This window comes from Enterobacter sp. HNDS-6, from assembly GCF_039850505.1.
Taxonomy (GTDB): domain Bacteria; phylum Pseudomonadota; class Gammaproteobacteria; order Enterobacterales; family Enterobacteriaceae; genus Enterobacter; species Enterobacter kobei.
In genome coordinates, this window is sequence record NZ_CP156673.1 from 2,833,928 (window position 1) to 2,852,336 (window position 18,409).

Consider the following 18,409-nt stretch of genomic DNA (forward strand, 5'->3'; position numbering starts at 1 on the left):
GCCGTTCAGAGGGACTTCGGGTCTTGCTGGCGGCGTTTTGCTTTTATCTGGTCTAACTTTTTTCGGGCATCCCATGAAGCATTTAACTCTCCTTGGCTCAACCGGCTCTATCGGTTGCAGTACTCTCGACGTCGTCCGCCACAATCCTGAACATTATACCGTGACCGCGCTGGTCGCCGGTAAGAACGTGCAGCGCATGGTCGAGCAGTGCCTGGAGTTTATGCCACGTTATGCGGTTATGGATGACGATGAGAGCGCGCGTCAGCTGAAAACTCTGCTGCTTGAGAAGGGCAGTCGAACCGAGGTGCTGAGTGGGTCTCAGGCGGCCTGCGACATGGCGGCGCTGGATGAGGTTGACCAGGTCATGGCGGCCATTGTCGGTGCGGCCGGGTTGCTGCCGACGCTTGCGGCAATAGATGCGGGTAAAGATGTTCTGCTGGCCAACAAAGAGTCGCTGGTGACCTGCGGACGCCTGTTTATGGACGCGGTGAAGCAGCGCGGGGCGCGTCTTTTGCCGGTCGACAGCGAGCACAACGCCATTTTTCAGAGTTTACCGCAACCTTTTCAACAGAACCTGGGGTACGCTGACCTGGAGCAGAATGGCGTCGTGTCGATTCTGCTTACCGGGTCTGGTGGCCCGTTCCGTGAAACGCCACTGTCTGAACTGAGCGCAATGACGCCGGATCAGGCGTGTCGTCATCCGAACTGGTCAATGGGACGTAAAATCTCCGTTGACTCCGCCACCATGATGAATAAAGGTCTGGAATACATTGAAGCTCGCTGGCTGTTTAATGCGTCAGCGAAACAGATGGAAGTTCTGATTCACCCGCAATCGGTCATTCACTCGATGGTGCGCTATCAGGATGGCAGCGTGCTGGCACAGCTGGGCGAGCCGGATATGCGTACGCCCATCGCCCATACAATGGCGTGGCCAAACCGGGTGAAATCGGGCGTGAAGCCGCTTGATTTTTGTAAGCTAAGTTCCCTGACGTTCAGTGAGCCCGATTACGATCGCTATCCTTGTCTGAAGCTTGCGATGAACGCCTTCGACCAGGGACAGGCGGCGACGACGGCACTGAATGCAGCCAACGAAATTACCGTTGACGCATTTCTGCATCAGCAAATCCGCTTTACCGATATCGCAACGTTGAATTTATCGGTACTGGAAATAATGGATTTGCGTGAGCCTCAAAGTGTGGAAGAGGTGCTGGCGGTCGATGCTGCTGCACGTGATATTGCGCGTAAACAGGTGAGCCGCCTCGCAAGCTGGTGATAAAGCAAGCACTAGTCGTCGTGCTATTTGTTAGCTTTGGGCTTCAGTGATATAGTCTGCGCCACCTGATCGCAGGAATTTGACTTTATGTGGTCAGGTAAGCCGTGGTTTGACACGGCTTTTTTATGTACAGGCTTAAGTATTCCTGAGTACCGTTAAATCCTTTTCAGGGACAAAAAACGCGTTATGTTGTCTGCGAATCAACCAATAAGCGAAAACTTGCCAGCTCATGGCTGCCGTCATGTAGCAATCATTATGGATGGCAATGGCCGCTGGGCGAAAAGACAAGGGAAGATACGAGCCTTTGGGCATAAAGCAGGGGCGAAATCCGTTCGCCGCGCCGTTTCTTTTGCCGCGAATAACGGCATTGATGCGTTAACGCTCTATGCTTTTAGCAGTGAAAACTGGAATCGACCGCCGCAGGAAGTGACTGCGTTGATGGAACTGTTTGTGTGGGCGCTCGACAGCGAAGTAAAAAGCCTGCACCGCCACAACGTCCGCCTGCGTATCATTGGCGATACCAGTCGTTTTAACTCACGTTTGCAGGAACGGATTCGTAAAGCAGAAGCGCTGACTGAAAATAATACCGGTCTGACGCTCAATATCGCGGCGAATTACGGCGGACGCTGGGATATTATCCAGGGCGTTCGGCATCTGGCCGAACAGGTTCAGGAAGGGCTGTTGAGACCCGACCAGATTGATGAAGAGGCGCTGAGCAAGCAAATCTGCATGAATGAGCTGGCACCTGTGGATTTGGTAATTAGGACAGGGGGGGAACATCGCATAAGTAACTTTTTGATATGGCAAATTGCCTATGCCGAACTTTACTTTACAGATGTTCTTTGGCCCGATTTTGATGAACAAGACTTTGAAGGTGCGCTGCATGCCTTTGCCAATCGAGAGCGTCGTTTCGGCGGCACCGAGCCAGGTGGCGACAACGCCTGATGGGGGTAGCTTTTGCTGAAGTATCGCCTGATTTCCGCTTTTGTATTAATACCCATTGTTATTGCGGCGCTGTTTTTACTGCCCCCGGTGGGATTCGCTATTGTCACGCTGGTGGTCTGCATGCTCGCGGCGTGGGAATGGGGACAGTTTAGCGGCTTTACCTCGCGCAATCAGCGAGTATGGCTTGCGGTACTCTGTGGCTTTATTCTGGCCATAATGCTGTTTACGTTGCCTGAATATCACCACGATATTCATCAGCCGCTGGTTGCCGGTTCCTTGTGGATATCGCTGGCCTGGTGGGTGGCTGCATTGCTGCTGGTTCTTTTTTATCCAGGCTCTGCGGCGTTATGGCGTAATTCAAAAGTGTTGCGACTCATTTTTGGTCTGCTCACCATTGTGCCTTTTTTCTGGGGGATGGTCGCGCTACGCGCCTGGCACTATGACGAAAACCACTACAGCGGTGCGATCTGGCTGCTTTATGTGATGATTCTCGTCTGGGGGGCTGACTCCGGGGCCTATATGTTTGGTAAACTGTTCGGCAAACATAAACTGGCGCCGAAGGTGTCTCCAGGGAAAACCTGGCAAGGATTCATCGGCGGCTTGTTTACGGCTGCAGTTATCTCCTGGGGCTATGGCGTCTGGGCGGATCTGGCAGTGGCTCCGTCAATACTGCTGGTATGCTCTATTTTTGCAGCGCTTGCCTCAGTGCTCGGTGATTTAACCGAAAGTATGTTTAAGCGTGAAGCAGGGATTAAGGACAGCGGACATCTGATTCCAGGGCATGGCGGTATACTGGATCGCATTGACAGCCTGACAGCGGCTGTTCCAGTGTTTGCTTGCCTGCTTTTACTGGTATTCGGGACGATTTAACGGAAGGTTTTATGCTGAGCATTCTCTGGAATCTGGCGGCGTTCATTGTTGCACTGGGTGTGCTGATTACCGTGCATGAATTTGGCCATTTCTGGGTTGCTCGCCGTTGTGGTGTGCGGGTAGAGCGATTCTCCATTGGTTTTGGCAAATCACTCTGGACGCGCACCGACCGTCACGGCACGGAATTTGTCATTGCACTTATCCCGCTTGGCGGCTACGTCAAAATGCTCGACGAACGCGTCGAGCCTGTCGCACCCGAGCTGCGACACAGTGCGTTTAACAACAAAACCGTTGGACAACGCGCTGCCATCATTGCTGCCGGACCGGTAGCCAACTTCATCTTTGCAATTTTCGCTTACTGGCTGGTGTTTATTATCGGCGTCCCTGGTGTGCGTCCGGTGGTGGGGGAAATTGCGCCCAACTCTATCGCGGCGAATGCGCAAATTACATCCGGGATGGAACTTAAAGCGATTGATGGCATCGAAACCCCTGATTGGGATGCCGTGCGACTGCAACTGGTAGCCAAAATTGGCGATGCGCAGACAACCCTCAGCGTATCGCCGTTTGGGTCAGACGCGCGTCAGGACAAAGTACTGGATTTACGCCACTGGCGTTTCGAGCCCGATAAAGAAGATCCCGTCGCAGCGCTGGGTATTCGTCCCCGCGGTGCGCAGATTGAGCCGGTATTAGCTGAAGTCCAGCCAAATTCGGCGGCGAGCAAAGCGGGTTTGCAAGCGGGCGACAGGATCGTTAAAGTCGATGGTCAACCATTAACAGAGTGGATGACCTTTGTTACTCTGGTGCGCGATAATCCGGGGACGTCCCTCGCGCTGGAAGTTGAAAGGCAAGGCAGTCCGCTCTCGCTGACGCTGATCCCGGATACGAAGTCGGTCGGCAAAAAGGCAGAAGGGTTCGCAGGCGTTGTGCCAAAAGTGATCCCGCTGCCAGATGAGTACAAGACAATACGCCAGTATGGGCCGTTCAGCGCCATCCTTGAAGCCACGGATAAAACATGGCAACTGATGAAGCTGACGGTCAACATGTTGGGGAAATTGATAACCGGTGATGTGAAACTGAACAACCTCAGTGGGCCAATCTCGATTGCTCAGGGGGCTGGGATGTCAGCGGAATTCGGGGTGATTTACTATCTCATGTTCCTCGCGCTCATTAGCGTGAACCTTGGGATAATCAACCTGTTCCCGCTTCCCGTGTTAGACGGGGGTCATCTGCTGTTTTTAGCGATTGAAAAGCTAAAAGGCGGACCGGTATCCGAGCGAGTTCAAGACTTTAGTTACCGCATCGGCTCGATTTTGCTGGTGCTGTTAATGGGGCTTGCACTTTTCAATGATTTCTCTCGGTTGTAAGAGAGTTAGTTAGGAAGAACGCATAATAACGATGGCGATGAAAAAGTTGCTCATAGCGTCGCTGCTGTTTAGCAGCGCCACCGTATACGGTGCTGACGGGTTCGTAGTGAAAGACATTCATTTCGAAGGCCTTCAGCGTGTCGCCGTTGGTGCGGCCCTCCTCAGTATGCCTGTGCGCCCCGGCGATACGGTTAATGATGATGATATCAGTAACACCATCCGTGCTCTGTTTGCCACCGGCAACTTCGAGGATGTCCGCGTCCTGCGCGATGGTGATACGCTGCTGGTACAGGTAAAAGAACGTCCAACGATCGCCAGTATCACTTTCTCCGGTAACAAGTCGGTGAAAGATGACATGCTCAAGCAAAACCTTGAAGCATCCGGTGTTCGTGTGGGGGAATCTCTGGACCGCACAACCCTTTCAGACATTGAAAAAGGTCTGGAAGACTTCTACTACAGCGTCGGTAAATACAGTGCCAGCGTGAAAGCGGTGGTTACGCCGCTCCCACGTAACCGTGTTGACCTGAAGCTGGTCTTCCAGGAAGGTGTTTCCGCGAAGATCCAGCAGATCAACATCGTGGGTAACCACGCGTTTAGCACCGACGAACTGATCTCCACTTTCCAGCTGCGCGATGAAGTGCCGTGGTGGAACGTGGTTGGCGATCGTAAATACCAGAAACAGAAACTGGCGGGGGATCTCGAAACCCTGCGCAGCTATTATCTGGATCGCGGTTACGCCCGTTTCAACATTGATTCGACTCAGGTCAGTCTGACGCCGGACAAGAAAGGTATCTACATCACGATTAACATCACTGAAGGCGATCAGTACAAGCTTTCCGGTGTTGAAGTCAGTGGTAACCTGGCCGGGCATTCAGCTGAAATTGAAGCGCTGACTAAAATTCAGCCGGGCGATCTGTACAGCGGTTCTAAAGTCACCAAAATGGAAGACGGCATTAAGAAGCTGCTCGGCCGCTATGGTTATGCTTACCCGCGTGTACAAACACAGCCGGAAATCAACGACGCGGATAAAACCGTTAAGCTGCATGTTAACGTTGATGCGGGTAACCGTTTCTACGTACGTAAGATCCGCTTCGTCGGTAACGATACCTCCAAAGACTCCGTTCTGCGTCGCGAAATGCGTCAGATGGAAGGGGCATGGTTGGGTAGCGACCTCGTTGACCAGGGTAAAGAGCGTCTGAACCGTCTGGGCTATTTCGAAACCGTGGACACGGAAACGCAGCGTATACCCGGCAGCCCGGATCAGGTTGATGTCGTGTATAAGGTGAAAGAGCGTAACACCGGTAGCTTCAACTTCGGTGTGGGCTACGGTACTGAAAGTGGCGTGAGCTTCCAGGTTGGCGTCCAGCAGGATAACTGGCTGGGTACAGGTTACTCTGTCGGTATTAACGGCACCAAAAACGACTACCAGACCTACTCTGAGTTCTCTGTTACCAACCCATACTTCACCGTTGACGGTGTAAGCCTGGGCGGTCGTATCTTCTATAACGACTTTAAAGCAGACGACGCGGATCTCTCCTCCTATACCAACAAGAGCTATGGTGTAGACGGAACGCTCGGCTTCCCGGTTAACGAATACAACACCCTGCGTGCGGGCTTAGGTTACGTGCATAACGACCTGTCCAACATGCAACCTCAGGTGGCGATGTGGCGTTATCTGGACTCTATTGGCCAGTCTGCGAGTAAAACCGGCGATAACAATGGCTTCGCCGCGGATGACTTCACCTTCAACTATGGCTGGACCTATAACCGCCTCGACCGTGGTTACTTCCCAACGGAAGGTTCTCGCGTCAACCTGAACGGTAAAGTGACCGTTCCGGGCTCTGACAATGAGTTCTACAAGGTAACCCTGGATACCGCGTCCTACTTCCCAATTGATGATGACCACAAGTGGGTCGTTCTGGGTCGTACCCGTTGGGGCTATGGTGATGGTATCGGCAGTAAAGAGTTGCCGTTCTACGAGAACTTCTACGCGGGTGGTTCCAGCACCGTGCGTGGCTTCCAGTCCAACAACATTGGTCCGAAAGCGGTTTACTACGGCGGTAACGATAAAGATAACTGCTATAAATCTTCATCTTCCGAAGTGTGTAGCTCTGATGATGCAGTGGGCGGTAACGCCATGGCCGTGGCGAGCCTCGAGTTCATCACACCAACGCCGTTTATCAGTGATAAATACGCGAACTCCGTCCGTACGTCCTTCTTCTGGGATGCCGGTACGGTGTGGGACACCAACTGGCAGAATACTGCACAGATGCGTGATGCTGGCGTTCCGGACTACAGCGATCCGAGCAATATTCGCATGTCTGCTGGTATCGCATTACAATGGATGTCACCGCTGGGACCGTTGGTCTTCTCTTACGCCCAGCCGTTTAAGAAATACGATGGAGACAAAGCGGAGCAATTCCAGTTTAACATTGGTAAAACCTGGTAATAATCCGCTGCAAAGGAATGCGTTGGCAGTGTAGCGCTGACAACCGGCGATCGGTAAAACGGTCGCCTTGCCACGCAAAGAACGGTACCTTCTGGTGCCAATGGGATGGTAAGGAGTTAATTGTGAAAAAGTGGTTATTAGCTGCAGGTCTCGGTTTAGCGATGGCAACTTCTGCTCAGGCAGCAGACAAAATCGCAATCGTCAACATGGGTAATTTGTTCCAGCAGGTTGCACAGAAAACGGGTGTTTCTGCAACACTGGAAAACGAATTCAAAGGCCGTGCGAGCGAACTGCAGCGTATGGAAGGCGATCTTCAGTCCAAAATGCAGCGTCTGCAGCGTGATGGTTCTACCATGAAAGCAAGCGATCGCAGCAAACTGGAAAAAGACGTTATGGCTCAGCGCCAGACCTTCTCTCAGAAAGCGCAGGCTTTCGAGCAGGATCGTCAGCGTCGTTCTAACGAAGAGCGTGGCAAGCTGGTCACTCGCATTCAGACTGCTGTTAAAGCAGTGGCTGCCGATCAGAGCATAGATCTGGTTGTTGATGCGAATGCCGTTGCTTTCAACAGCAGCGATGTTAAAGACATCACCGCTGATGTTCTGAAACAGGTTAAATAAGTAATGCCTTCAATTCGACTGGCTGATTTAGCTCAGCAGTTGGATGCAGAATTACACGGTGATGGCGATATCGTCATCACCGCTGTTGCGTCCATGCAATCTGCTAAAGCTGGCACGATTACCTTCATGGTAAGCCCTAAGTACCGTGAACAACTGGCTCAATGCCAGGCGTCAGCTGTTGTTCTGACGCAGGACGATCTTCCCTTTGCCACTGGAAGTGCACTGGTAGTGAAAAACCCCTACCTGACGTATGCACGTATGGCTCAAATTCTTGATACCACGCCGCAGCCGGCTCAGAACATTGCTGCCAGTGCAGCAATCGATCCGACGGCTAAGCTTGGTAACAACGTTGCCGTTGGTGCGAATGCGGTTATCGAGTCTGGCGTTGTGCTGGGTGATAACGTCGTGATTGGCCCGGGGTGCTTCGTTGGGAAAAATACGAAAATCGGCGCAGGAACCCGTTTATGGGCCAATGTGTCCATTTATCATGAAGTTGAAATCGGCGAAAATTGCCTCGTCCAGTCCAGCACCGTGATTGGTTCTGATGGCTTTGGTTACGCGAACGATCGCGGTAACTGGGTTAAGATCCCGCAGCTTGGTCGCGTTATTATTGGCGATCGCGTGGAGATTGGGGCCTGTACCACGATCGACCGTGGTGCACTCGACGACACGATCATTGGCAATGGTGTTATCATCGATAACCAGTGCCAGATTGCGCATAACGTTGTGATTGGCGACAATACCGCAGTTGCGGGGGGCGTCATCATGGCGGGCAGCCTGAAAATTGGTCGTTATTGCATGATTGGCGGTGCGAGCGTGATTAATGGCCACATGGAAATATGCGACAAGGTGACGGTGACGGGCATGGGCATGGTAATGCGTCCGATCACCGAACCTGGCGTCTATTCCTCGGGCATTCCGCTGCAACCCAACAAGGTATGGCGTAAAACAGCAGCACTGGTGATGAACATTGATGATATGAGCAAGCGACTCAAGTCTCTTGAGCGTAAGATCGATCAACAAGACTAAACGTCACCCGTTTAACGCTATCTTTCCCGGCCTGTCGGCTTTCTAATAAACCGGCAGGCCGTGTTATTATTGTTATCAGTACATTTTGACAGGAAGAGTATTTTGACTACTGACACTCATACTCTGCATATTGAAGAGATTTTAGAACTTCTGCCGCACCGCTACCCGTTTTTGCTGGTAGACCGTGTGCTGGATTTTGAAGAAGGTCGTTTTCTGCGCGCAGTGAAAAATGTTTCCGTGAACGAACCGTTCTTCCAGGGACACTTCCCGGGTAAGCCTATCTTCCCGGGTGTGTTGATTCTGGAAGCGATGGCTCAGGCTACCGGTATTCTGGCGTTTAAAAGCGTCGGTAAACTGGAGCCAGGTGAACTCTATTACTTCGCAGGTATTGATGAAGCGCGCTTTAAGCGTCCTGTCGTGCCTGGTGATCAGATGATCATGGAAGTCACTTTTGAAAAAACGCGTCGTGGCCTGACTCGCTTCAAAGGCGTAGCGCTGGTTGACGGCAAAGTTGTTTGCGAAGCGACGATGATGTGTGCTCGTAGCCGGGAGTCCTGATACGTGATTGATAAATCCGCCTTTATTCATCCTACTGCTATTGTGGAAACCGGCGCCATCATTGGTGCCAACGTTCACATTGGCCCGTTCTGTATTGTTGGACCCAATGTCGAAATTGGTGAGGGTACAGTACTGAAATCTCACGTTGTCGTGAATGGTCATACGACCATTGGCAGCAATAACGAGATCTATCAGTTCGCTTCCATCGGCGAAGTTAACCAGGATCTGAAATATGCTGGTGAGTCGACCCGTCTGGAAATTGGCGATCGTAACCGTATTCGCGAAAGCGTCACCATTCATCGTGGAACAGTACAGGGTGGTGGGTTGACGAAGGTGGGTAGCGATAACCTGTTTATGGTGAATGCGCATATTGCGCATGACTGTACCGTGGGCGATCGCTGTATTCTTGCCAACAACGCAACGCTGGCAGGACACGTATCTGTTGATGACTTCGCAATTATTGGCGGCATGACCGCAGTCCATCAGTTCTGCATCATTGGTGCACACGTGATGGTCGGTGGCTGCTCCGGTGTGGCGCAGGACGTCCCACCGTATGTGATTGCGCAGGGCAACCATGCCACGCCGTTTGGCGTGAACATCGAAGGCCTCAAGCGTCGTGGTTTTAGTCGCGAAGCGATTACGGCCATCCGTAACGCGTACAAACTGCTGTACCGTAGCGGTAAAACGCTGGAAGAGGCGAAGCCGGACATTGCCGAACTGGCGGATAAGTTCCCGGAAGTGAACGCGTTCATGGAGTTCTTTGACCGTTCAACAAGGGGTCTGATTCGTTAATGGTCGACAGTCGTCCGCTTACGATAGCCCTGGTCGCCGGAGAAACCTCCGGCGATATTCTTGGTGCCGGTCTCATCCGCGCGCTCAAAGCTCGCGTACCTAACGCCCGCTTTGTTGGCGTGGCTGGCCCGCTGATGCAGGCCGAAGGCTGTGAAGCCTGGTATGAAATGGAAGAGCTGGCCGTGATGGGCATTGTTGAGGTGCTGGGGCGTTTGCGACGCTTGCTGCATATTCGTGCCGATCTTACCCGCCGCTTTACCGAGCTCAAACCCGATGTGTTTGTCGGTATCGATGCACCCGACTTCAACATTACCCTCGAAGGTAATCTGAAAAAGCAGGGCATCAAAACCATTCATTACGTCAGTCCGTCCGTTTGGGCGTGGCGACAGAAACGCGTTTTCAAAATTGGACGGTCCACCAACCTGGTGCTGGCTTTTCTGCCTTTCGAAAAAGCGTTTTACGACAAATTTAATGTTCCGTGCCGTTTTATCGGTCATACCATGGCGGATGCGATGCCGCTGGATCCGGATAAAAACGCGGCGCGCGATGTGCTCGATATCCCTCATGATGTGCACTGTCTGGCATTGCTGCCAGGAAGCCGTGGCGCAGAAGTGGAGATGCTGAGCGCTGATTTCCTGAAAACCGCGCAGATTCTTCGCAAGACGTATCCCGATCTTGAAGTGGTCGTGCCGCTGGTGAATGCCAAACGCCGCGAGCAGTTCGAACGCATTAAAGCGGAAGTCGCCCCGGATCTTCACGTCCGCCTGCTGGACGGGAAAGGTCGGGAAGCGATGTTTGCGAGCGATGCCGCACTGCTGGCCTCTGGCACGGCTGCGCTGGAATGTATGCTGGCGAAATGCCCGATGGTGGTCGGTTATCGTATGAAGCCGTTTACCTTCTGGCTGGCAAAACGTCTGGTGAAAACGGATTATGTCTCCCTGCCAAACCTGCTTGCCGGGCGCGAGCTGGTAAAAGAGCTCTTACAGGATGAGTGCCAGCCTCAGGCGCTGGCGGAGGCTCTGCTGCCGCTGCTCGCCAACGGTAAGACCAGCCACCAGATGCATGATACCTTCCGTGAACTGCATCAACTGATCCGCTGCAATGCAGATGAGCAAGCGGCCGATGCAGTGCTGGAGTTAGCAAAATGATGGAATTTGTATACCCTCACACGCATCTTGTGGCAGGGGTGGACGAAGTCGGTCGTGGCCCGTTAGTGGGGGCTGTTGTGACCGCCGCGGTGATCCTCGATCCCGCCCGCCCGATCGTCGGGCTAAACGACTCAAAAAAATTATCCGAAAAACGTCGACTGGCCCTGTTCAGTGAGATTCAGGAGAAGGCTCTGGCCTGGAGCCTGGGGCGCGCTGAGCCGCATGAAATCGACGAGTTGAATATTTTGCATGCTACAATGCTGGCCATGCAGCGCGCGGTAGCGGGCCTGAAAATTGCTCCGGAATATGTCCTGATTGACGGCAACCGCTGTCCGGCACTGCCGATGCCTTCTATGGCGGTCGTCAAAGGCGATAGCCGTGTCGCCGAGATCAGCGCAGCATCTATTATTGCCAAGGTGACACGCGACGCTGAAATGGCCGCGCTGGATCTCACTTACCCTCAGTATGGCTTCGCCCAGCACAAGGGGTATCCTACGGCTTTCCATCTGGAAAAGCTGGCTGAACATGGCGCAACTGAACATCACCGGCGCAGCTTTGGCCCGGTGAAACGCGCGCTGGGACGGGTGTCCTGAATCAATACGCAAGCAATTAAGTAACGCGGAATCTGAAGATGGCTGAACCACGTTTCGTACACCTGCGGGTGCATAGCGACTACTCCATGATCGATGGGCTGGCGAAGACCGGGCCGCTTGTAAAAAAGGCGGCCGCGCTTGGCATGCCTGCGCTGGCGATCACCGATTTTACCAACCTGTGTGGCCTGGTGAAGTTCTACGGAACGGCACATGGCGCGGGGATGAAGCCTGTCGTCGGTGCGGATTTTCATGTTCAGAGCGATCTCATCGGCGATGAACTGACGCAAATTTCCGTGCTGGCTATGAACAACACGGGCTACCAGAACCTCACTCTGCTTATTTCGAAAGCCTATCAGCGCGGCTATGGCGCGCTGGGCCCGTGGATCGACCGGGACTGGCTGGCGGAACTGAACGAAGGGCTGCTGCTGATCTCCGGTGGCCGCATGGGCGACGTCGGCAAATGCCTGCTGCGTGGCAACAGCGCGCTGGTGGATCAGTGCGTCTCGTTTTATGAAGAATATTTCCCGGATCGTTACTATCTGGAATTGATCCGCACCGGCCGCCAGGACGAAGAGAGCTATCTGCACGCCGCTGTTGCGCTGGCTGAAGAGCGCGGTTTGCCCGTGGTGGCGACGAATGATGTGCGTTTCCTGGAATCCGGCGATTTTGACGCCCACGAAATTCGTGTGGCGATCCATGATGGCTTCACCCTTGACGATCCAAAGCGCCCGCGTAATTACTCATCGCAGCAGTATATGCGCAGCGAAGAGGAGATGTGCGAGCTCTTTTCCGATATCCCTGAAGCGCTGGAAAACAGCGTAGAGATTGCCAAGCGCTGTAACGTCACCGTGCGCCTCGGCGAATACTTCCTGCCGCAATTCCCGACGGGTAACATGACGACGGAAGATTTCCTGGTCATGAAATCGAAGGAGGGTCTGGAAGAGCGTCTCGAATTCCTCTTCCCGGATGAAGAAGAACGTAAAAAACGTCGTCCGGAGTATGACGAGCGTCTGGATATAGAGCTTCAGGTTATCAACCAGATGGGCTTCCCCGGCTACTTCCTGATCGTTATGGAGTTCATTCAGTGGTCGAAGGATAACGGCGTACCGGTAGGTCCGGGCCGTGGCTCCGGTGCGGGCTCGCTGGTGGCGTATGCATTAAAAATTACCGACCTCGATCCGCTGGAATTCGACCTGCTGTTCGAACGTTTCCTCAACCCGGAACGTGTTTCCATGCCCGACTTCGACGTCGACTTCTGCATGGAGAAACGCGATCAGGTGATCGAGCACGTAGCGGACATGTATGGCCGTGACGCGGTATCGCAGATTATTACCTTCGGTACCATGGCGGCGAAAGCGGTTATCCGCGACGTGGGGCGTGTACTCGGCCACCCGTACGGTTTCGTCGATCGTATTTCTAAGCTGGTGCCGCCCGATCCGGGCATGACGCTGGCAAAAGCGTTTGAAGCCGAACCTCAGCTGCCGGAAATCTACGAAGCTGACGAAGAAGTCAAAGCCCTGATCGACATGGCGCGCAAGCTGGAAGGCGTCACGCGTAACGCCGGTAAGCATGCGGGTGGCGTGGTTATTGCTCCGACCAAAATTACCGACTTCGCGCCGCTCTACTGCGATGAAGCGGGTGAGCATCCAGTCACTCAGTTTGATAAGAACGACGTGGAATACGCCGGGCTGGTGAAGTTTGACTTCCTCGGCCTGCGTACGCTGACGATCATCGACTGGGCACTGAAGATGATCAACCCGCGCCGGGAAAAGCAGGGCCTTGAACCGATAGACATTGCTGCCATCCCGCTGGATGACAAGAAAAGTTTCGACATGCTGCAGCGCTCGGAGACCACCGCGGTCTTCCAGCTTGAATCCCGCGGCATGAAAGACCTGATCAAGCGCCTGCAGCCTGACTGCTTCGAAGATATGATCGCACTGGTGGCGCTGTTCCGCCCGGGGCCGCTGCAGTCGGGGATGGTAGATAACTTTATCGACCGTAAGCACGGTCGCGAAGAGATTTCCTACCCGGACGTGCAGTGGCAGCATGAAAGCCTGAAACCGGTACTGGAGCCGACCTACGGCATCATCCTGTACCAGGAACAGGTCATGCAGATTGCTCAGGTGCTTTCTGGTTATACCCTCGGCGGCGCGGACATGCTGCGTCGTGCGATGGGGAAGAAAAAACCTGAAGAGATGGCCAAGCAGCGCTCCATCTTTGAAGACGGCGCGAAGAAAAACGGCGTTGACGGCGAGCTGGCGATGAAAATCTTCGACCTTGTGGAGAAATTCGCCGGGTACGGATTTAACAAATCCCACTCTGCCGCCTATGCCCTAGTCTCATACCAGACGCTGTGGCTGAAAGCGCACTATCCTGCTGAATTTATGGCGGCGGTAATGACTGCCGATATGGATAACACCGAGAAGGTCGTTGGCTTGGTGGATGAGTGCTGGCGCATGGGGCTCAAGATCCTGCCGCCGGATATTAACTCGGGGCTTTACCATTTCCACGTCAACGACGACGGGGAGATCGTTTACGGGATCGGTGCGATCAAGGGCGTGGGTGAAGGGCCGATCGAGGCGATCATCGAAGCGCGTAACAACGGCGGCTATTTCCGCGAGCTGTTCGATCTGTGCGCCCGTACCGATACCAAAAAACTGAACCGCCGCGTACTGGAAAAGCTGATCATGTCCGGCGCGTTCGACAGGCTGGGGCCGCACCGCGCTGCGTTGATGAACTCCCTCGGCGATGCCCTGAAAGCGGCGGACCAGCACGCGAAAGCGGAAGCCATTGGGCAGGCAGATATGTTCGGTGTGCTGGCGGAGGAGCCGGAGCAGATTGAGCAGTCGTATTCTAACTGCCAGCCATGGCCAGAACAGGTCGTGCTGGATGGCGAGCGTGAAACGTTAGGCTTGTACCTGACGGGTCACCCGATCAACCAGTACATCAAAGAAATTGAGCGCTATGTCGGCGGCCACAGGCTAAAAGACATGCATCCGACAGAACGTGGTAAAATTACCACGGCTGCGGGGCTCGTGATTGCTGCAAGGGTTATGGTCACCAAGCGCGGCAATCGTATCGGCATCTGTACGTTGGATGACCGTTCCGGGCGTCTGGAGGTGATGTTGTTCACCGACGCGCTGGATAAATACCAGCAATTGCTGGAAAAAGACCGCATACTTATCGTCAGCGGACAGGTCAGCTTTGATGACTTCAGTGGGGGGCTTAAAATGACCGCCCGCGAAGTGATGGACATTGACGAAGCCCGGGAAAAATATGCTCGCGGGCTTGCTATCTCGCTGACGGACAGGCAAATTGATGACCAGCTTTTAAACCGACTCCGTCAGTCTCTGGAACCCCACCGCTCGGGGACAATTCCAGTACATCTCTACTATCAGAGGGCGGATGCACGTGCGCGGTTGCGCTTTGGTGCAACGTGGCGTGTCTCTCCGAGCGATCGTTTACTGAACGATCTCCGTGGCCTCATTGGTTCGGAGCAGGTGGAACTGGAGTTTGACTAATACAGGAATACTATGAGTCTGAATTTCCTTGATTTCGAACAGCCGATTGCTGAGCTGGAAGCGAAAATCGATTCTCTGACAGCGGTAAGCCGTCAGGATGAAAAACTGGATATTAACATCGACGAAGAAGTGCATCGTCTGCGTGAAAAAAGCGTAGAGCTGACGCGCAAAATCTTTGCCGATCTCGGCGCATGGCAGATCGCCCAGCTGGCGCGTCATCCACAGCGTCCGTACACCCTGGATTATGTCCGCCTGGCGTTTGACGAATTTGACGAACTGGCAGGCGATCGCGCATACGCTGACGACAAAGCTATCGTCGGCGGTATCGCGCGTCTGGACGGACGCCCGGTGATGATCATTGGTCATCAGAAAGGGCGTGAAACCAAAGAGAAAATCCGTCGTAACTTCGGTATGCCTGCACCTGAAGGCTACCGCAAGGCCCTGCGTCTGATGGAGATGGCTGAGCGTTTCAACATGCCAATCATCACCTTCATCGACACCCCGGGTGCATACCCTGGCGTGGGCGCGGAAGAGCGCGGTCAGTCTGAAGCCATCGCCCGTAACCTGCGCGAGATGTCCCGCCTGAAGGTGCCGGTCATCTGTACCGTCATCGGTGAAGGTGGTTCAGGTGGTGCGCTGGCCATTGGCGTGGGCGATAAAGTGAATATGCTGCAGTACAGCACCTATTCCGTTATCTCTCCGGAAGGCTGTGCGTCCATTCTGTGGAAAAGCGCTGATAAAGCGCCGCTGGCCGCAGAAGCGATGGGCATCATTGCCCCACGTCTGAAAGAGCTGAAGCTGATCGATACCGTGATCCCTGAACCGCTGGGTGGCGCGCATCGTAAGCCGGAAGTGATGGCTGCTTCCCTGAAAGCCCAGCTGCTGGCTGACCTGGCCGATCTGGACGTCCTGAGCAAAGAAGACCTGCTCAACCGTCGTTATCAGCGTCTGATGACTTACGGCTACGCGTAAGCTTCACAATTATCTGAAAAGCCGCACAATGTTGCGGCTTTTTTTATACCCGCCATTTACCTTAACTATGCTTAGCTAATGTTTTTCAAGGAGGTAGACCGTGAACATCATTGCCATTATGGGGCCGCACGGCGTCTTTTATAAAGACGAGCCCATCAAGGAGCTGGAGCAAGCCCTTCAGTCGCGCGGGTATCAGCTCATCTGGCCGCACAACAGCGCCGACCTGCTGAAGTTTATTGAGCATAACCCGCGAATCTGTGGCGTGATCTTCGACTGGGACGAATACGATCTGGAGCTGTGCAGCGAGATCAACAAGCTGAACGAATATCTCCCGCTGTATGCCTTTATCAATACCCACTCGACCATGGACGTCAGCGCGCATGATATGCGGATGGCGCTGTGGTTCTTTGAATATTCTCTCGGCGTGGCGGAAGATATCGCGACCCGCATTCAGCAGTACACGGGTGAATACCTCGATAACATTACGCCGCCCTTTACCCGCGCGCTTTTTACCTATGTGAAAGAGGGGAAATACACCTTCTGCACGCCAGGGCATATGGCCGGAACAGCCTATCAAAAAAGCCCTGTAGGATGTCTGTTCTATGATTTTTTCGGGGGCAACACGCTGAAAGCGGACGTGTCAATTTCGGTCACGGAACTGGGCTCTCTACTGGATCATACCGGCCCGCATCTGGAGGCCGAGGAGTATATTGCCCGCACCTTTGGCGCTGAGCAGAGCTATATGGTTACCAACGGCACCTCGACCTCGAACAAAATCGTCGGGATGTACGCTGCGCCTGCGGGCAGCACGCTGCTGATTGACCGCAACTGCCATAAATCGCTGGCGCACCTGCTGATGATGAGCGACGTGGTGCCGCTCTGGTTATCGCCTACGCGTAACGCGCTGGGGATTCTCGGCGGCATCCCACGCCGGGAGTTCACGCATCAAACCATTGAAAAGAAAGTTGCGGCGATCCCTGGCGCAAGCTGGCCTGTTCATGCGGTGATCACCAATTCCACCTATGACGGCCTGTTATACAACACCAACTGGATCAAGCAGACGCTGGACGTGCCGTCGATCCACTTCGATTCTGCGTGGGTGCCTTATACCAATTTTCACCCGATTTATTCGGGTAAGAGCGGGATGAGCGGCGAGCGCGTGCCGGGCAAAGTGTTCTTCGAAACGCAGTCGACCCACAAAATGCTGGCCGCCTTTTCCCAGGCGTCTCTTATTCACATCAAAGGCGAGTACGACGAGGAGACCTTCAACGAAGCCTTTATGATGCATACCACCACTTCACCGAGCTATCCGCTGGTGGCATCTATCGAAACCGCGGCGGCGATGCTGCGCGGCAACCCGGGTAAACGCCTGATAAACCGCTCGGTGGAGCGGGCGCTGCATTTCCGTAAAGAGGTCCAGCGGTTGAAAGATGAGGCAGACGGCTGGTTCTTTGATATCTGGCAGCCGGAAGAGATCGACGAGGCCGAGTGCTGGCCCGTTGCGCCTGGGGAGAGCTGGCACGGCTTCCGCGATGCCGATGCGGACCACATGTTCCTCGATCCGGTTAAGGTGACGATCCTGACGCCTGGCATGGACGAGCAGGGGGTAATGGGTGATGAAGGTATTCCCGCCGCGCTGGTGGCGAAGTTCCTTGATGAGCGCGGCGTGGTAGTGGAGAAGACCGGCCCCTATAATTTGTTGTTCCTGTTCAGTATCGGGATCGATAAAACCCGGGCAATGGGTCTGCTGCGCGGGCTGATGGAGTTTAAGCGTGCCTACGATCTCAACCTGCGGGTGAAGAACATGCTGCCGGATCTCTACGCGGAAGATCCTGACTTCTACCGCAATATGCGCATTCAGGATCTGGCCCTGGGGATCCACAGATTGATCCGCCAGCACGATCTGCCGCGCCTCATGCTTCAGGCGTTTGACGTCCTGCCTGACATGAAGCTGACGCCTCACAAGGCCTGGCAGCGGCAGGTAAAAGGTGAGGTAGAAACCGTTGAGCTGGAAAATCTGGTCGGGCGCGTGTCGGCCAATATGATCCTGCCTTACCCACCGGGTGTACCGCTGCTGATGCCGGGGGAAATGATCACCGAGGAGAGCCGGGCAGTGCTCGATTTTCTGCTGATGCTCTGTTCGGTGGGGCGTCACTATCCGGGTTTCGAGACGGATATTCACGGTGCGAAGCGCGATGAGCACGGCGTTTACTGGGTGCGAGTCCTAAAATAAGGGTGACCGCTTGCCAGGTGCGGGTTCTCGGTTGTAACGTTCAGA

At 54.1% G+C, this 18,409-nt stretch carries 14 protein-coding genes; all 14 read left to right on the forward strand.

Annotation, left to right across the window (positions count from 1 at the left end):
* Window positions 1-73 precede the first annotated feature (73 nt).
* Window positions 74-1,273 carry a 1-deoxy-D-xylulose-5-phosphate reductoisomerase gene (gene ispC, locus ABFI50_RS13220; RefSeq protein WP_023332130.1) on the forward strand — a complete coding sequence of 400 codons (1,200 nt, stop codon included), beginning with the start codon at window positions 74-76 and terminating at the stop codon, window positions 1,271-1,273.
* 186 nt (window positions 1,274-1,459) lie between these two features.
* Complete coding sequence (ispU, locus tag ABFI50_RS13225; protein ID WP_014882631.1) at window positions 1,460-2,218, forward strand: (2E,6E)-farnesyl-diphosphate-specific ditrans,polycis-undecaprenyl-diphosphate synthase; 759 nt, start codon at window positions 1,460-1,462, stop codon at window positions 2,216-2,218.
* Window positions 2,219-2,230: 12 nt separating this feature from the next.
* A complete protein-coding gene (cdsA, locus tag ABFI50_RS13230) occupies window positions 2,231-3,088 on the forward strand; it encodes a phosphatidate cytidylyltransferase (RefSeq protein WP_014882632.1) in 858 nt (285 codons plus the stop codon).
* 11 nt (window positions 3,089-3,099) lie between these two features.
* The gene (gene rseP, locus ABFI50_RS13235; RefSeq protein ID WP_014882633.1) at window positions 3,100-4,452 is read left to right on the forward strand and encodes a sigma E protease regulator RseP; all 1,353 of its coding nucleotides are present in this window, start codon (window positions 3,100-3,102) and stop codon (window positions 4,450-4,452) included.
* A 31-nt stretch (window positions 4,453-4,483) separates the two neighbouring features.
* Window positions 4,484-6,901 (forward strand): outer membrane protein assembly factor BamA, encoded by a 2,418-nt coding sequence (gene bamA / locus ABFI50_RS13240; RefSeq protein ID WP_318586621.1) that lies wholly within the window; start codon window positions 4,484-4,486, stop codon window positions 6,899-6,901.
* Window positions 6,902-7,023: 122 nt separating this feature from the next.
* Window positions 7,024-7,518, forward strand: coding sequence for a molecular chaperone Skp (skp, locus tag ABFI50_RS13245; protein ID WP_014882635.1), 495 nt, complete (start codon window positions 7,024-7,026; stop codon window positions 7,516-7,518).
* A gap of 3 nt (window positions 7,519-7,521) precedes the next feature.
* Window positions 7,522-8,547: a UDP-3-O-(3-hydroxymyristoyl)glucosamine N-acyltransferase gene (lpxD, locus tag ABFI50_RS13250; protein WP_045134605.1), complete on the forward strand. Its 1,026-nt coding sequence runs from the start codon at window positions 7,522-7,524 to the stop codon at window positions 8,545-8,547.
* 102 nt (window positions 8,548-8,649) lie between these two features.
* Window positions 8,650-9,105 carry a 3-hydroxyacyl-ACP dehydratase FabZ gene (gene fabZ, locus ABFI50_RS13255; protein ID WP_010426706.1) on the forward strand — a complete coding sequence of 152 codons (456 nt, stop codon included), beginning with the start codon at window positions 8,650-8,652 and terminating at the stop codon, window positions 9,103-9,105.
* A 3-nt stretch (window positions 9,106-9,108) separates the two neighbouring features.
* Window positions 9,109-9,897 carry an acyl-ACP--UDP-N-acetylglucosamine O-acyltransferase gene (gene lpxA, locus ABFI50_RS13260; protein WP_014882637.1) on the forward strand — a complete coding sequence of 263 codons (789 nt, stop codon included), beginning with the start codon at window positions 9,109-9,111 and terminating at the stop codon, window positions 9,895-9,897.
* Window positions 9,897-11,045 carry a lipid-A-disaccharide synthase gene (gene lpxB, locus ABFI50_RS13265; RefSeq protein WP_014882638.1) on the forward strand — a complete coding sequence of 383 codons (1,149 nt, stop codon included), beginning with the start codon at window positions 9,897-9,899 and terminating at the stop codon, window positions 11,043-11,045. The genes lpxA and lpxB overlap by 1 nt, the downstream gene beginning before the upstream one ends.
* A complete protein-coding gene (gene rnhB, locus ABFI50_RS13270; protein WP_014882639.1) occupies window positions 11,042-11,638 on the forward strand; it encodes a ribonuclease HII in 597 nt (198 codons plus the stop codon). The genes lpxB and rnhB overlap by 4 nt, the downstream gene beginning before the upstream one ends.
* Window positions 11,639-11,676: 38 nt before the next feature.
* The gene (gene dnaE, locus ABFI50_RS13275; RefSeq protein WP_232932094.1) at window positions 11,677-15,159 is read left to right on the forward strand and encodes a DNA polymerase III subunit alpha; all 3,483 of its coding nucleotides are present in this window, start codon (window positions 11,677-11,679) and stop codon (window positions 15,157-15,159) included.
* A 12-nt stretch (window positions 15,160-15,171) separates the two neighbouring features.
* Window positions 15,172-16,131 (forward strand): acetyl-CoA carboxylase carboxyl transferase subunit alpha, encoded by a 960-nt coding sequence (gene accA / locus ABFI50_RS13280; protein WP_013095666.1) that lies wholly within the window; start codon window positions 15,172-15,174, stop codon window positions 16,129-16,131.
* 100 nt (window positions 16,132-16,231) lie between these two features.
* Complete coding sequence (locus ABFI50_RS13285; RefSeq protein WP_023336776.1) at window positions 16,232-18,364, forward strand: lysine decarboxylase LdcC; 2,133 nt, start codon at window positions 16,232-16,234, stop codon at window positions 18,362-18,364.
* Window positions 18,365-18,409 lie beyond the last annotated feature (45 nt).

Excerpts from the sequence above, each read along its gene's own strand:
- accA (WP_013095666.1), top strand. The coding sequence starts at position 15,172 with ATGAGTCTGAATTTCCTTGATTTCGAACAGCCGATTGCTGAGCTGGAA.
- lpxB (WP_014882638.1), top strand. The coding sequence starts at position 9,897 with ATGGTCGACAGTCGTCCGCTTACGATAGCCCTGGTCGCCGGAGAAACC.
- lpxD (WP_045134605.1), top strand. The coding sequence starts at position 7,522 with ATGCCTTCAATTCGACTGGCTGATTTAGCTCAGCAGTTGGATGCAGAA.
- rnhB (WP_014882639.1), top strand. The coding sequence starts at position 11,042 with ATGATGGAATTTGTATACCCTCACACGCATCTTGTGGCAGGGGTGGAC.
- ispU (WP_014882631.1), top strand. The coding sequence starts at position 1,460 with ATGTTGTCTGCGAATCAACCAATAAGCGAAAACTTGCCAGCTCATGGC.
- rseP (WP_014882633.1), top strand. The coding sequence starts at position 3,100 with ATGCTGAGCATTCTCTGGAATCTGGCGGCGTTCATTGTTGCACTGGGT.
- ispC (WP_023332130.1), top strand. The coding sequence starts at position 74 with ATGAAGCATTTAACTCTCCTTGGCTCAACCGGCTCTATCGGTTGCAGT.
- dnaE (WP_232932094.1), top strand. The coding sequence starts at position 11,677 with ATGGCTGAACCACGTTTCGTACACCTGCGGGTGCATAGCGACTACTCC.
- bamA (WP_318586621.1), top strand. The coding sequence starts at position 4,484 with ATGGCGATGAAAAAGTTGCTCATAGCGTCGCTGCTGTTTAGCAGCGCC.